15 protein-coding genes are annotated in these 13,901 nt (G+C 70.6%); 6 read left to right on the top strand and 9 right to left on the bottom strand.

From position 1 onward, the window contains the following. Window positions 1-9: 9 nt before the first annotated feature. Window positions 10-471, bottom strand: coding sequence for an Lrp/AsnC family transcriptional regulator (locus tag ACT2CW_RS47385; protein ID WP_182472916.1), 462 nt, complete (start codon window positions 469-471; stop codon window positions 10-12). A 209-nt stretch (window positions 472-680) separates the two neighbouring features. On the opposite strand from ACT2CW_RS47385, the gene ilvN reads away from it, so the two are divergent. Genes ilvN through ACT2CW_RS47365 form a run of 4 tightly spaced genes read left to right on the top strand, consistent with a single transcriptional unit; the run spans window position 681 to window position 4,640 of the window. Further along, a complete protein-coding gene (ilvN, locus tag ACT2CW_RS47380) occupies window positions 681-1,193 on the top strand; it encodes an acetolactate synthase small subunit (protein WP_445521074.1) in 513 nt (170 codons plus the stop codon). After that, on the top strand, window positions 1,190-2,281 hold the full coding sequence (locus tag ACT2CW_RS47375; protein WP_445521073.1) for a thiamine pyrophosphate-dependent enzyme: 1,092 nt from the start codon (window positions 1,190-1,192) through the stop codon (window positions 2,279-2,281). Before ilvN ends, ACT2CW_RS47375 begins: the two co-directional genes overlap by 4 nt. Continuing rightward, window positions 2,278-3,285 carry an alpha-ketoacid dehydrogenase subunit beta gene (locus ACT2CW_RS47370; protein ID WP_445521072.1) on the top strand — a complete coding sequence of 336 codons (1,008 nt, stop codon included), beginning with the start codon at window positions 2,278-2,280 and terminating at the stop codon, window positions 3,283-3,285. The genes ACT2CW_RS47375 and ACT2CW_RS47370 overlap by 4 nt, the downstream gene beginning before the upstream one ends. Next, entirely contained in the window at window positions 3,282-4,640 is a 1,359-nt protein-coding gene (locus ACT2CW_RS47365) for a dihydrolipoamide acetyltransferase family protein (RefSeq protein WP_445521071.1), read from the top strand. The genes ACT2CW_RS47370 and ACT2CW_RS47365 overlap by 4 nt, the downstream gene beginning before the upstream one ends. A gap of 16 nt (window positions 4,641-4,656) precedes the next feature. Here ACT2CW_RS47365 and ACT2CW_RS47360 read toward each other — a convergent pair whose 3' ends face one another. Further along, on the bottom strand, window positions 4,657-5,535 hold the full coding sequence (locus ACT2CW_RS47360) for a LysR family transcriptional regulator (protein WP_445521070.1): 879 nt from the start codon (window positions 5,533-5,535) through the stop codon (window positions 4,657-4,659). A 131-nt stretch (window positions 5,536-5,666) separates the two neighbouring features. Here ACT2CW_RS47360 and ACT2CW_RS47355 point away from each other — a divergent pair, with 131 nt between their 5' ends. Together ACT2CW_RS47355 and ACT2CW_RS47350 are read left to right on the top strand one after the other, a co-directional pair. Then, entirely contained in the window at window positions 5,667-7,067 is a 1,401-nt protein-coding gene (locus ACT2CW_RS47355; RefSeq protein WP_445521069.1) for an MFS transporter, read from the top strand. Between the two features lie 54 nt (window positions 7,068-7,121). After that, window positions 7,122-8,270 (top strand): NAD(P)/FAD-dependent oxidoreductase, encoded by a 1,149-nt coding sequence (locus ACT2CW_RS47350; RefSeq protein ID WP_445521068.1) that lies wholly within the window; start codon window positions 7,122-7,124, stop codon window positions 8,268-8,270. 54 nt (window positions 8,271-8,324) lie between these two features. On the opposite strand, the gene ACT2CW_RS47345 is transcribed toward ACT2CW_RS47350, so the two are convergent. The 7 genes from ACT2CW_RS47345 to ACT2CW_RS47315 all read right to left on the bottom strand — a co-directional run bounded on the left by ACT2CW_RS47345 (window position 8,325) and on the right by ACT2CW_RS47315 (window position 13,750). Next, the gene (locus ACT2CW_RS47345; RefSeq protein WP_445521067.1) at window positions 8,325-9,299 is read right to left on the bottom strand and encodes a phosphotransferase family protein; all 975 of its coding nucleotides are present in this window, start codon (window positions 9,297-9,299) and stop codon (window positions 8,325-8,327) included. Between the two features lie 21 nt (window positions 9,300-9,320). Beyond that, window positions 9,321-9,698: a signal peptidase I gene (locus ACT2CW_RS47340; protein WP_262698471.1), complete on the bottom strand. Its 378-nt coding sequence runs from the start codon at window positions 9,696-9,698 to the stop codon at window positions 9,321-9,323. Window positions 9,699-9,768: 70 nt separating this feature from the next. Then, entirely contained in the window at window positions 9,769-10,257 is a 489-nt protein-coding gene (locus tag ACT2CW_RS47335; protein WP_445521066.1) for a S26 family signal peptidase, read from the bottom strand. Beyond that, entirely contained in the window at window positions 10,257-12,038 is a 1,782-nt protein-coding gene (locus ACT2CW_RS47330) for an ABC transporter ATP-binding protein (protein ID WP_445521065.1), read from the bottom strand. The genes ACT2CW_RS47335 and ACT2CW_RS47330 overlap by 1 nt, the downstream gene beginning before the upstream one ends. Window positions 12,039-12,228: 190 nt before the next feature. Then, entirely contained in the window at window positions 12,229-12,720 is a 492-nt protein-coding gene (locus ACT2CW_RS47325; RefSeq protein WP_375792256.1) for a TlpA disulfide reductase family protein, read from the bottom strand. Beyond that, window positions 12,611-13,372 carry a MauE/DoxX family redox-associated membrane protein gene (locus ACT2CW_RS47320; protein ID WP_445521103.1) on the bottom strand — a complete coding sequence of 254 codons (762 nt, stop codon included), beginning with the start codon at window positions 13,370-13,372 and terminating at the stop codon, window positions 12,611-12,613. The genes ACT2CW_RS47325 and ACT2CW_RS47320 overlap by 110 nt, the downstream gene beginning before the upstream one ends. Window positions 13,373-13,546: 174 nt before the next feature. Beyond that, window positions 13,547-13,750 carry a hypothetical protein gene (locus ACT2CW_RS47315; protein ID WP_164426075.1) on the bottom strand — a complete coding sequence of 68 codons (204 nt, stop codon included), beginning with the start codon at window positions 13,748-13,750 and terminating at the stop codon, window positions 13,547-13,549. Window positions 13,751-13,901 lie beyond the last annotated feature (151 nt).

The raw sequence follows: 13,901 nt of genomic DNA, 5'->3' as shown, positions 1-13,901 counted from the left end.
CCGAATACCTCAGGGCACGGGAGCTCCACGCTGCCAGGAGTCGATGACGATCAGCGTCTTCGTCTGAAGCACACCAACCCCCTTACGACGTAGACGATTGACCACTTTTTGCAGGTCATCAACGCTGTCGACATGCAATCTGACGAGCGCGTCCACATCGCCGGTGAGCGTCAGCACCTCGTCGACCTCCGGCAGTGTCGACGCGAACTCCACGATGTCGTGGATATCGGTGTCGCCCGTGAAGCGCAGCTCGGTGACCGCCTGAAGGCCCTGACCCAGCTTGGCCTGGTCCGTGGTGATCGTGTAGCCGGTGATGATCCCGGACTCCTCCAGGCGTGCGATGCGCCGGCGGACCGGTGCCGGGGAGAGCTTCACCAGGCGTGCGATGTCCCGAACGGTGCGCCGCCCGTCGGCTCGCAACAACTCCAGGATGTGCAGATCGACCGAGTCGAGATGTACGGGTGCCGACATGCCGAAAGTGTAAGCAGTACTTCCCCCAACGCTCACTTCTGTCCCGGCTGGACTGCTCAGGAGGAGCGTGTTCCGCATCGCCGAGCACACTTTCGTTGTGGACGGATCGGACCGTTGGCACCGTGTCCCGCATGTCACCGTCGACACAACCGGCAACACACGTTGCCCCCTCCGAAACCGTGAAGCCAGGCAGGCACCAGGCCGGTGCCGTGCTGCGACTCGATGTCCTCGCCACGCCCCTGGCGGTCGCCCGGATCGCCTCGATCCTGGCCCATCGCCAGTTCGACGTGGTCACCATGGACATCGCCGCGCCCGTCGACGGGCTGCGGAGGATCACTATCGAGGTGGACACGGCGGACGACATCAGAGTGCAGCAACTCGTCAAGTTCCTGAACCGCTCATCCGACGTCGTCAAGGTCATCCGCCTCTCCGACGACATGTCGCACAACCGGCGCGGGGCATTCGTCACGGTCACCTTCCCCGAAGGCCGGCTCGCCGAGGCCGTCGCCATCGCCCGGGCGTTCTCCGCCGAGATCGTGGAAGCCGACCGGACTCGCTGCACCGTCTTCACCGCGGCGGAGCCCGCCCGTGTCGACGACCTCGTCAAAGCGCTCTCCGGCTTCACCATCCGGGAACTCGTGATGGCCGCGCCGCTGCGGATCCCGCGTCCGCTCCGGAAGGACACCGCCGTGGACCGTGGCCACACCTGGGGGCAGCGATGAGTACGGACTCGGCACCCGTGGCGGCCCGCGCCGACGACGTCCTGCGGTTGGTCGATCCCGCCGGGACGCTGAACGAACGGGCGGCCGCGGGCATGCTCGACGTGACCGGTGAACTGGTACGCGGGCTGTACCGCGACATGGTGCTCGGGCGCCGCTTCGACCAGGAGGCGTACTCCCTACAGCGTCAGGGTGAGCTCGGACTCTGGCTGATGTCCCTGGGTCAGGAAGCGGCCCAGGCCGGGTCGATCCGCGCTCTTCGAGCGGACGACCGGGTCTTCCCGTCCTACCGCGAACACGTGGCGGCCCTGTGCCGCGGGATCTCACCGACGGAACTGCTGTCGCAGTGGCGTGGCGCGAGCCATGGCTCATGGGACCCCGAGCGATATCACTTCCACATCTACAGCCTTGTGCTGGCCACGCAGACACTGCACGCGGTCGGCTATGCGATGGGCGTGCGGTACGACGCCGCCGACAGCGTCGTGCTCACCTACTTCGGTGACGGCGCGTCCAGCCAGGGGGACGCCAGCGAGGCGCTCAACTGGGCGGCGGTGACATCGGCACCCATCGTGTTCTTCTGCCAGAACAACGGATGGGCGATCTCGACACCCGCGAGCAAGCAGTACGCCGGCTCGCTGAGCGAACGTGCGAAGGGGTTCGGACTCGACGCGGTGTCCGTGGACGGCAACGACGTACTGGCCGTCCATGCCGCCACCCGAGCCATGGTCGAGCGGGTCCGGGCGGGCGGAGCACCCGGGCTCATCGAAGCGCACACGTATCGGATGTCCGGACACAGCACCTCGGACGATCCCAAGCGCTATCGCGACCACGCCGAGCTCGCCCGGTGGGAGGCACACGACCCCGTGGAACGCGTGCGCCTTCTGCTCACGGCCCGCGGCTGGGCCGACGAGGACTACTTCGCCACGGTCGCATCCGAAGCCGAGGAGCTCGCGGCGCGGACGCGCGGGGAGTGCCGTGCGCTTCCCGAGCCGTCCCTGAGCGACACCTTCCGCAACACCTTGTGCCAGGAGACCGAAGCCCTGCGACGCGAACGCGAAGGTTTCGAGACGTATCTGGAGTCCTTCCTGTGACCACGCCCACCACGACCACCACCACGACCACGGCGACCACGCTCGGACGCGCGCTGAACGAGGGCCTGCGGCAGGCGATGCGCGACGACGAGCGGGTGGTCCTGCTCGGCGAGGACATCGCCTCCCTGGGCGGCGTGTTCCGGGTGACCGATGGCCTCGCCGCCGAGTTCGGCGACCGTGTCGTGGACACCCCGCTGGCCGAATCGGGAATCGTCGGGACGGCGATCGGCTTGGCCCTGCGCGGGTACCGACCGGTGTGCGAGATTCAGTTCGACGGTTTCGTCTACCCCGCCTTCGACCAGATCGTCAGCCAACTGGCGAAGATGCGGGCCCGCTCCCGCGGGCTGCTGCGGCTTCCGGTCACCATCCGGATCCCGGTGGGTGGCGGGATCGGCGCGGTCGAGCACCACAGCGAGTCGAATGAGGCGTACTTCTGCCACACGGCCGGCCTGCGCGTCGTGGCATGCGGCCATCCCCAGGACGCGTACGACATGCTCCGCGCCGCGATCGCGTGCGACGACCCCGTCATCTTCTACGAGCCGAAGCGCCGCTACTGGGACCGGGCCGAGGTCGACCTCGCCCGCCCCGTGGACGGCGACACGCTGGGGCGCGCCCGGATCCTGCGCGAGGGCACCGACGCCACCGTGGTCGCGTACGGGCCCGCGGTCGCGGTCGCGCTCGGCGTGGCCGAGGTCGCCGCCACCGAGGGCCGTTCGCTGGAAGTCCTGGACCTCCGCTCGCTGTCGCCGCTCGATACCACCGAACTGTGCCGCTCGGCGTCGAAGACGGGACGCGTCGTAGTCGTCCACGAGGCGCCCGTCAACGTCGGCCTGGGCGCGGAAATCGCCGCGACGGTCATGGAGCACTGCTTCTACGACCTCGAGGCCCCCGTGGAACGGGTCGGTGGCTACAACATCCCCTATCCGCCCGCCCGAGCCGAAGGCGACTACCTGCCCGACCTCGATCGAGTTCTCGACGCCGTCGACCGGGTGTGTGCCCCGTGAACCACCCGGCGAACCTCCCGGAGGACGCGATGCCCGTCACCAAGCACTTCCACCTCCCCGACGTCGGCGAGGGCCTCACCGAAGCCGACATCCTCGAGTGGCGCGTGGCACCCGGTGACCGAGTCGGCGTCAACGACATCATCGTGGAGATCGAGACGGCGAAGGCGGCGGTGGAACTGCCCAGCCCCTACGCCGGGACCGTCACCGAGATCCTGTGTGCAGCCGGCGAGGCGGTGGCCGTCGGCGCGCCGATCATCGCGTTCCAGGTCGAGGACGACACCGCCCCGCGGACGGGGTCCGAACCCGATGCCACAATCCAAGAGTCCGCCGATCCGCCCGCTCCACCCGCCCCGGACGGCGCCGGGGACGAGCAGCCGTCCGCCCCCGCCCGCGAACCCGTCCTGGTCGGCTATGGGCCGGCCCACGCCCGGACGGCGCGTCGCCCGCGCAAGAGCAAGCCCACGCCACCGGTCGTCACACCGTCCAACGGGAAGTTCCGCGCGGCCCCACCGGTGCGCAAGCTCGCCCGCGACCTCGGAGTCGACCTGACCCTGGCGACCGCCACGGGCCCGTCGGGACGCATCACCCGCGAGGATGTCCACCGCCTCGCCGAGAAGCGGGCAACCCCGTCGAACGCCCCAGACCCCACCCGTGACGACGTGGTGCGCACACCGATTCGCGGAGTGCGCAAACACACCGCGGATGCCATGGTCAAGAGCGCCTTCACCGCTCCGCACGTCACGGAATGGGTCACCGTCGACGTGACGCGGTCCCTCAAACTGCTGAAGCGGGCACGCGCCGACAAGGCGTTCGACGGGGTGCGCCTGACACCGCTGTGTCTCGTCCTCAAGGCAGCGCTGACCGCCATCGCGCGGCATCCCGGGATCAACGCGAAGTGGGACGCCGAGGCCGGTGAGATCGTCCAGTACCCCGACGTCAATCTCGGTGTCGCCGCGGCGACACCGCGAGGGCTCATCGTCCCCAACATCGCCGCGGCCCAGCGACTCTCCCTGCGTGAGATCGCCCTGGCGCTCACCGACCTCGTCGAGCAGGCCCGCGCCGGCAAGACGCCACCCGAGCGGATGAGGAACGGGACGTTCACGATCACCAACATCGGTGTGTTCGGCATCGACGGCGGAACACCGATCCTCAACCCCGGCGAGGCGGCGATCCTCTGCTTCGGCCAGGTGCGGCGAACGCCGTGGGAGCACAAGGGACGCATACGGCTGCGCGACACCACGACCCTCGCCCTGTCGTTCGACCACCGTCTCGTCGACGGCGAACTCGGTTCGCTCGTCCTGCGCGACATCGCACGCTTCCTCGAGCGGCCGGACCTGATGGTCCTTCACCGCTGATCGGCCGACCAGCCCTTCAACGCCGGGTGAGCAGGTCTTCCAGGGCTCGCAACGCCGTGGTGTTGTCGGCCCGGCGGCGCTTGTGTTCCACCCAGTAGATGGTCCGGTCCGGTGGCCCGTCGCGCAGCGGGATGACACGGCATCCCGTTCGCGCCTTCAGGTCGTCGGCCATGAAGGAGGGTGCGACGGTCCAGCAGTCCGGGGTGCGCAGCAGCGGCGGCAGTGTATGCACCATGGTGACGGTGTGGGCGGGCTCCCGCAGCAGGTTCCGCTCCCGCCACAGGTCGTAGTCGGGGCCCCAGGGCAGGTATATCTCGTTCGACCGGGACAGCGCGGAGAGCGGCAGCGCCCCGGCCACTCCCGGGTATTCGTCGTCGATCGATGGTGAGTTGACGGCGGCGAGCATCGGATACCGCGCGAGTGGCCGCACCCGAAGGTCGGTGTGGACCGGCTCGTAGAAGACGAAGGCGACGTCGAGATGGCCGGCGACGACCCGGTCGCACAGCGCTGTGCTGCGCCCGCTTTCCAGGGTGAGCCGCAACTGGGGGAGCCGTGTGCGCAGCTCTCCGACGAGCGAGTCGAACACATAGATGCTGATGGCGTCGGCGCCACCCACGGCCAGGGCCGCGTCCGGCGCCTCGCGGATCCGGGCGGCCTCGCCGACGAGCCGCTCCCACTGCTCGGCGAGCTCGCGGTAGCGCTCACCCGCGACCGTCAGCCCGATCCCCTTCGCTCCCCGCGCCCGGAGGACAAGACGCCGCCCCAGGCGCTTTTCCAGCCGTTCCAGCCGGTAACTCACGGTCGACTGGGACGTGTGCACGATCCGGGCGGCTTGGGCGAGGCTTCCCGAGCGGGCGATCGCGAGGAAAGTCTCGACCTCCTCTACGACGAACATATCGATCCTGTCGATATTCGGTCTCGAAAACTTGAGCGTGACAGGCATCTTAAGCCCGACCTAACGTGTGTCCACCGGCCGGAGACCTACGTCACATCCGACTGCCGATTCCCATGGGGAGATGAGACACCGTGGACACGCCCAAAGTCCCCCTGGACGACCTGCCCACCTGCCGATTCCACCGCAAGGTCGCCTTCGTCGCGGCAGGTGGCCCCTTCTGCGACGGCTATCTGCTCGGCATCGTCGCGGTGGCACTGCCCACCATCGCCACGGACCTGGGAATGGGCCCGCTGGGCGAGGGACTCATCGGTGCCTCGGCGCTGATGGGCATGTTCCTCGGCGGCCTGATCTTCGGCCCGCTCACCGACCGGCTCGGACGCAGCGGAATGTACACCGTGAACCTGTTGGTGTTCGTGGTGTGTTCCGCGCTCCAGTTCTTCGCCGTGGACGCCGTGTCCCTGTTCCTCATGCGCTTCGTCATGGGGGTCGCGCTCGGCGCCGACTACCCCATTGCCACCGCCCTGGCCACCGAATTCCTGCCCCGGCGGCTGCGCGGGCCGGTGCTTGCCTCGCTGGTGCTGGTCCTATGGGTGGGTTTCACCGCGAGCTACGCCGTCGGCTACCTGATGGCCGGTCTCGGTGACGGAGCCTGGCGCTGGATGCTGGCCAGTGCGGCCGTCCCCTCGCTCGTCTTCCTGCTGCTGCGGCTGGGCACCCCGGAGTCCCCGCGCTGGCTGCTGAGCGTCGGCCGTATCGACGAGGCGCGCGCGGTCGTCGCCGAACACCTCGGGCCGCAGGCCGACTTCGACGCGCTGGCCGCCGAGACGCGAGCGGCCCCCGTACGGAAGGGCCCGGCGCTGAACGGCATCGGCGAGCTGTTCCGCCGCGGCTACGGGCCGATGCTGGCGTTCTGCTCGATCTTCTGGGTCTGCCAGGTGGCGCCCTCGTTCGCGGTGAAGACCTTCCAGCCGCAGCTGCTCACCTCGCTCGGGGTCGACAACGCGCTGGGGGCCAGCGTGCTGGTGCAGTCGTTCGCGATCGTGGGCACCGCCCTCGGCATGCTCGTCATCAACGCACTCGGCCGCAGGACGCTGCTGCTCGTCTCCACGGCCGTGTTCACCGTGGCGCTGCTGGTTCTCGGGATCAATCCTTGGGCCACCAGCGGGCTGGTGATCACGCTGTTCATCGTGTTCAACCTGGCCGAGGCGGCCGGCGCCGCGCTCCAGTTCGTCTACCCCAATGAGCTGTTCCCCACCGATCTGCGCGGCACGGGCATGGGTGTGGCCACCGCCGTGAGCCGCATCGGGTCGGCCACGGGCACCTTCCTCCTGCCCCTCTCCACCGACCGGTGGGGCACCAGCACCGGCCTGTACATCGCGGCGGGCATCGGAATGGCCGGGCTCGCCGTCTCGTGGCGCATGGCGCCGGAAACCCGCCGGCTCAGCCTCGCCCAGGCGAGCGGGGCCGAGGAGCGGGGCCACGGGCCGCGGCAGCCGGCCGACACCACGCGGCCCGGCCAACCGGCCCCATAGCCCACCTGACAGCCCCCCGAAACCGCAGACAGACCACAACGCGCAAGGAGACTCATGCCACCCCTCCCTTCCCCTGCCTCCGCCCATGTGGTGGTCGTCGGCGCCGGCATCCTCGGCACCGCGCTGGCCAGGCAGCTCGCCCTGAGCGGCGCCCGCGTGACCGTCCTGGACCGCGAGGGCCCCGCGGCCGGGGCCACGTCCGCCGCCTTCGCCTGGCTCACCAACCAGACGTACTTCCGCAACGGCACCTCGTTGTCGGACGGCACGTCCCGGCACTACTTCGGACTGCACCGTCTCGCGCTCGGCGCCTGGCGGCGGCTGCACCACGAGCTCGGCGAGGCCCTGGCCGTCCGCTGGGGCGGGACGGTGCAGCTCGCACCCGGCCACGGCGCGGAACACGACCTTCTCCGCAGCGACCTGCGCCGACGGCTGACCTGGGGCAGCCCCTCCCGTGCCATTACCGCCACCGGGGCCAGGGAACTGCTCCCCGGCGCCGTCGTCGCCGACGACGCCGTCGGCTTCTTCACACCCGACGAGGGCTCCGTCGACCCCGCCAGGGCCGTCGCCGCACTGGTGGACGCCGGTACCAGGCTCGGGGTGGACTTCCGCTACGGCGCCGACGTCACGGCTGTCGAGGGCGCCGGTGACCGCGCCCGCGCCGTGGTCACCTCGAGCGGGCGGATCGAGTGCGATCACGTGGTCGTCGCCTGTGGCGCTGACTCGCCCGCACTGCTGGATCCGCTGGGCGTCACCGTGCCGCTGGTCGATTCCTCCGGCACGATCGTCCATCTCGCCCCGCTGCCGCCCTTCCTGGAGCGGGTGCTGCTCGCCTCGGACATCCACGCCATCCAGCGCACGGACGGGCGGGTGGTGCTGGCCAAGCACTACACCGGCACACCGGTCTCCGACCCGGCGGGGCTGGACGGCGAGGGGCTCCTGGCCGACGCGGCCACGGTGCTGCCGCCACTGCGGCGGGCGGAGATCGAGAAGGTCACCGTCGGACGCCGTATCGTTCCCGCCGATGGCCTTCCCGTCATCGGCCGCAGCCCCCTGTACCACAACGTCCACAGCGTCACCACGAACGCGGGTATCACCCTCGGCCCCTGTCTTGCGCAACTGCTGGCCACGGAGGTCCTGGACGACGTCCGGGTGGATGTGCTGGACCCCTATCGGGCGACCCGGTTCACAGCGCTCGGTGAATGAGCCACGCGGCTCGGGGCGACCGGACGGGCCCGCCCCGCCCGGTTGCCGGTATGCCTAGGGCTGAGCACCGCGCAGCCAGCGCAGTGAGGCGAGACCCAATGCGGTCATCATGGCCACGATGTTGGGATCGGCGCCGGGCCCCGCCGAGGCTGCGGTCCGCAGGAGGAAACCGGCGTGCAGGGCGAGCACCTCGTTGATCCGGGCGGGGTCGAGATCGCGGGTCAGCGGGTGGTTCTCGGCGATCGGCCGAGGGTCCACGCCGCTGAGGGAGGCGCTTGACACCAGGGTGACCACATCACAGTGGCGGGGGCCGATCCAGGCGTGCGGCCAGTCGACGACGAAGACACGGTCCGCGGTCAGCATGATGTTGAACGGGTACAGGTCTCCGTGCAGGAGAGTGGCGCCATCCAGCGAAGCGTTCTCTTCCAGGGCGATGAGCTGGTCGAAATGGCGGGCCGCCCACGGTGACAGCTCCTCGACCTTGCCCCTGACAGCGGCGTCGTCCGCCATCGCCGACCACCCTCCGAGGCGCGGCTTGCCCAAGCCGGCCTCGTTCACCGGCGATGGCGTCAGGACCTCCGCCATATCGGTGACCGCCGCGAGCACTCTGTCGAGTTCCTTCCGCTGCCACGGCTGGGCGGGCAGATGTCCCTCGATCTCCTCGAAGGCCAGCACGACCCAGGTGCCGTCGTCGTACGCGTCGAGCAGCCGCGGCGCCGGCACCGCCCCGGGAAGCCGCTCGGACACGGCGATCTCCCGGCGGTGGAAGTCCGCCACCGCCGGTGCCATCAGCGAGCTGGCCGCCTTGATGAAGGCACGCTTGCCGTTCTCCAGCCGCACTCGTGCGGCGAGACCTTCGGAGAACCCGCCGCGCTGGCTGACCGCGTGGGCCACCGGGCTGCCGAGCAGCTGACCGATCCGAGCCGTGGCCTCGCGCGGCATCGCCGCCCAGTCCATCCTCCGGCTGCCCGTGGCCTCGGGCAGGCCCAGGCCGGCCGAAGCGAGTCTGTCGTCGGGATCATGTGTCATGGTCGGCTCCGAGGTCGCGCTTCACCGTTCTCCGCTCTCCGCCACCGCGTAACCGGGCACGGACGGCCATCGGACGGTCAGCACCACCGACTCTTCCTCCGCGAACCACGAATGGTCGACTCCGTGTCCCCACACGACGTAATCACCTTGCTCTTCCAGAAGGACGTCGCGGCCGGGGAGCTCCACGCGGAAACGGCCGCTGATGAGAACCAGGAGAGCGGTGCGTTCCTCGCCCCTCACCCACTCCGCCCGTTCGTCGCCACGGGGGTGGACGCCCCATTTGATCTCCACGGCCTCGCTGTGGCGCGGATCGCCGGCGTCCTTGAAGTGTCCGAGGAGCCACCCCCGGTCCAGTGCCGCGTCCTTGCCCGCCTTGCCCACGTACACGCTGTCGCTCACGGTGCCGGACGCTAGCAGCTCCTCGTGTGCGTCCTCGGGTGGTACCACGGTCCCCGTGGCGGTGGCGTCCTCATCGTACGTCGGCCGGAGGGCGGGGCCGGAGGACGGTGCCCAGGACGTGTGCCGTGGGGAAGTAGCCCGCCTCACGGGAATCGTAGCTGTTGTGGGTGTTGTCGCCCAGGAGGACCAGTGCCCCGGGCGGGACGGGGCCACCGGCGGCGTACGGCTCCGGGAGAGCTCCCGGTGGCGGCCGGTCGCCCGCCACCGCCGCCACACGCTTGATCATCCACTCTCGTGCGGTACCGGTGGCCGCTACCGCTCGGTTCGGGGCCGGTGACGGGAGTCCGCCGTCCTCCTGTCGTACGACGACCACCTGACCGACCGCGCACCGCCCGCCGCGCCGCACCAGCACTCGCTCCCCGTCGCGGTACGTGGGTTCCATGCTCCCGCCCCGTACGGTCACGACCACGAGCGTCCGCCGCAGCACCGTTCCGGAGATGAGAGCCGTCCCCAGAGCCGTCACCAGGGCCACCCCCAGTCCCAGCACCATCGGATCCATCACACGGCCTCTTCCGGCGCCACCGGAGACTCCCCGGCGGAGAGTTGATAGCCACCGGCCTGGAGGGTGAAGAGGCGCGCGTACTCGCCGCCCGCCGCCATCAGCAGGGTGTGGTCCCCCCGCTCGGCGACCCGTCCGTCCTTGAGCACGACGATGACGTCCGCGTCCCGCAGCGCGCTGAGCCGGTGCGAGATCAGCAGGCTGGTACGGGTGCTCCGCTCGCTCCGCAGGGACGCGTGGATCTCGTGCTCCGCCTCCGCGTCGAGTCCGGCCGATGGCTCGTCGAGGATCATCAGTTCGCGTCGCGTGGACGCGTCGCGCAGGAATGCCCTCGCCAGCGCCAGCCGTTGCCACTGACCGCCGGAGAGGACCACGCCCGTCTCCGGGTTGCCCTTGTCCTCCTCCGTGAAGAACATCCGGGTCAGCAAGGTGTCGTAGCCCCGGGGGAGTGCGGCCAACTGGCCGTCGATCCCGGCCCGTTGGGCGGCCTCGCGCATCCGCTCGCGCGATCGGTGCCGTTCCGCCAGCACGGTGAGGTCGCCGAGCGCGATGTTCTCCGCCGCCGTCATGTCGTACTGCATATAGTCCTGGAACACCGCGCCCACGCGTTCCCGCAACCGCGCCGGATCGACGTCACGGATGTCCACGCCGTCCCACAGGATCGCGCCGCGCGTCGGGTCGTAGAACCGGCAGAGCAGCTTCACCAGAGTGGACTTGCCCGCCCCGTTGAGCCCGACGAGGGCCAGCGCACGGCCCTGCGGAATGTACAGGTCGACGCCGCGCAGCACCCACGGGAGATCGGGCGAATAGCGGAACCAGACGTCCCGGAGCTCGATCCCGTGGCGCAGCGCCGGCAGCGGGCGGGGCCGGTCCGCGACCGGGAGGTCCGAGGCGGCCTGTGTCACCGCCGTGTAGTGGTCGAACATCAGCAGCGTCTGCTGGCCCTGCGCGGCGTCGCCCGCCAGCGAGGCCAGCGCCCCCTGCACACCGGCGATGGCGGCCACGAACATGGTCACATCGCCCACCGACAGCGCCCCGCCACGCGCCGCGAGGACCGCCCAGAGCAGCCCACCGCCGGAGACCAGCGCCGCCAGTCCGCCCAGCCCCGTCTGCACGGCGATTTCGCGCCGGTCCATGGCCCGCTTCGCGGCGTTGGCCGTACGCCGTTCCATCAGCATCCGCTCGCGCAGAAACGGGCCGACGCCGAAGAGCCGGACCTCCTTGGCCGCCTCCACTCTCGACAGCAGATCGGCGTAGAAGAACTCCCGCCGCTCGACCGGCCCGACCTCCCACAGCATCCGCGCCCGCCGCCGGGCCAGTGCCACTTCCGACCACAGCACGGGCACCCCCGCCACCAGCAGAATCCCGGCCATCGCGGGGCTGACGAGGAGGAGCGAGCCGAGGAAGCCACCGATGGTCGCCCCGGCGCGCACGACACCCAGGACGCTCTCCGCGACATGGGTGGCCGTCTCGTGGCCCGCCTGCTGGGCCAGCCGCAGCCGGTCCAGGAAGTGCGGGTTCTCGAACTTGCCCAGCCCGACGAAGCCGTCGACGGCGGCGAACAGCCGGTCCTGCATCTCCAGTCCCACCCGGCGGTCCAGCTCCGCCCGCGCGTAACGCATGGCCTGCGAGGCCACCACCGCCGTCACACCGAGGCAGGCCATCGCCGTTCCGGGCAGCAGCAGCGTCCCCGGTGCACCGCTCGCCAGGTCGTCCATGACCAGCTTCATCAACCAGGCCGTCACCACCGGCAACGCGCTCACCAGCAGCGACAGTCCCATGTGGAGCAGCAGGGTGCCGGGGGCGGCGGGGGGGGGGGGGGGGGTGGGGGGGGGGGGGTGTTTCTCCCCCCCCCCCCCCCCCCCCCCCCCCCCCCCCCCCCCCCCCCCCCCCCCGCGCCCGGGGCACCCGCAGGGGCGCAGGCGGTGTCCGCCGCCGACTCCTCGTGGCCGCCTCGCCCGCGCACGGTACTCACACCGGAAGTGCCGGCCGGGACAGGTCCACCGCGTCGTCGGTGACCACGACCTCGCCCTCGGCATCCGGAGCGACCATGAGCACCGTGGGGAAGGCCATGATCTCGAATGCCGCGCCCATGGGCTCCTCGTTGCGGGTCTGGGTCACGACCTTCGCCACCGACCGCAGTTCGGCGACCATGGGCGCGGCCAGGTCCTCATCGCCCACCACGGCGGCCAGCACCCGATCGCGTCCGCCGGGCACCGTACGGGCGTACTCCAGGAACTTCGGCAGCTGCTCCTTGCACGGCCCGCAGGTCGGGGTGAAGAAGCCCACCAAGGTGGTCCCGGTCATCGTGGCGCGGCTCAGCGGCTCGCCGTCCACGGTGTGGGTGGTGAACTCACCCACCCGCTCGCCGAGTTCGATCGCCGAGCGTGGCCGGTCGAGGGCCCTCGCCGCCAGCAGCTCGCCGTGTTCCCGCAGGCGCTTGATCACGCCCAGGGTGAGGATCAGGTCCAGCGAACACAGTGCCCCCACGAGCACCACGGCGCTGATCAGGACTGGCATGGTTCCTCCCGGATGTCCCGGATATCCCGGATGGCCTTCGGATGGTGTGTGCGCGCGTCGAATCGGGGATCCGCCGGGCCCTGGACGGGGCGAAGAGCTCGGCCAGGTCGTCGAGTACGGTCACCAGGGCACCCACGACGAGCCCGGCGGCCGTCGCCACGAGGGCTCCCGTCGCCGTCGCCGGCGCCGGGTCGGCCAGTGTCATCAGGTCGGCCGCCGCCGCGATGGCGGTCAGCAGCACATTGCGCAGGAGATGGCGGCGGCCGAGCGGGGCCGCCGAGGCCCCGAAGCAGCGGCAGGTGGCGCCCGTTCCCCGCCGTATCGTGCGGGCTATCGCCGCCGCGAAGACGCTCAACAGCCCCGCCGCGAGGGCCAGTCCGGCCATGGTGGCGCCGTCCGAGGGCGGGATGAGCAGGGCACAGACCGCGCCCTCCGCGGTGACCACGGCCGCCGCCGCGGGTCCGACCAGCCGCGCTGGGACCACCCCCATGGCGGGCAGCGATTCCACGAAGGCCGCGAACCTGCCCCGGCCCGCCGACTTGCTCAGGAAGGCGATCAGGAAGACCACGCCGATCATGGCCCGGACCGCGATCACCAGATACTGCACGGCAACCCCTTCAATCGAGGTAGGGATGCGGGGTGAGCGTGAAGGTGGCCCCCGAATGCCCCCGTTGGCCACTCGGGGGCCACCCGCCCGCTGTCGTTCAGCGGTGCGCCGCGTACACCGTCGCCCAGGAGCGGACGGCGGTCGGCGTGGCCCCGCGCGGTGTCAGCAGCCCACGCAACCGGCGCAGTCGAAGCCTCCGGCCGAGTTCTTGCAGCACCGGGCGTTGCAGCCGCACGGACCGCCGTACTGCCGGTTGCACTGCCAGCATTGCGGCCAGCACTGCTTCACCTGCACGGCAGAGGCCTCCACCTGGGGAACGAACAGGCCGAGCAGCCTGCTGCCCATCGTGGTGAGCGTCCTGTACATGTCCACCCTCCTTCCGTCGAGTCCGGCCCGGCTCCGTGGACTGGGCGCGGGCCGATGTGGGGTCGAGCCGGCAGACGGCGTCTGCCGACTCCGTCACCATCGCGATCCGGTGGGAGGGATGTCTTGTACGAATGCGACGCCGGGGGCGCAC

It is taken from the genome of Streptomyces sp. NEAU-174 (genome assembly GCF_052665095.1).
Note: the sequence above shows the minus strand (reverse complement) of the source record. Positions and strands in the feature narration are given on the sequence as shown.

Bases quoted from the DNA above. Each gene is read 5' to 3' on its own strand.
- ACT2CW_RS47385 (WP_182472916.1), bottom strand. From the start codon at position 471: ATGTCGGCACCCGTACATCTCGACTCGGTCGATCTGCACATCCTGGAG.
- ACT2CW_RS47375 (WP_445521073.1), top strand. From the start codon at position 1,190: ATGAGTACGGACTCGGCACCCGTGGCGGCCCGCGCCGACGACGTCCTG.
- ACT2CW_RS47360 (WP_445521070.1), bottom strand. From the start codon at position 5,535: ATGTTCGTCGTAGAGGAGGTCGAGACTTTCCTCGCGATCGCCCGCTCG.
- ACT2CW_RS47350 (WP_445521068.1), top strand. From the start codon at position 7,122: ATGCCACCCCTCCCTTCCCCTGCCTCCGCCCATGTGGTGGTCGTCGGC.
- ACT2CW_RS47345 (WP_445521067.1), bottom strand. From the start codon at position 9,299: ATGACACATGATCCCGACGACAGACTCGCTTCGGCCGGCCTGGGCCTG.
- ACT2CW_RS47335 (WP_445521066.1), bottom strand. From the start codon at position 10,257: ATGGATCCGATGGTGCTGGGACTGGGGGTGGCCCTGGTGACGGCTCTG.
- ACT2CW_RS47330 (WP_445521065.1), bottom strand. From the start codon at position 12,038: ATGGGACTGTCGCTGCTGGTGAGCGCGTTGCCGGTGGTGACGGCCTGG.
- ACT2CW_RS47315 (WP_164426075.1), bottom strand. From the start codon at position 13,750: ATGTACAGGACGCTCACCACGATGGGCAGCAGGCTGCTCGGCCTGTTC.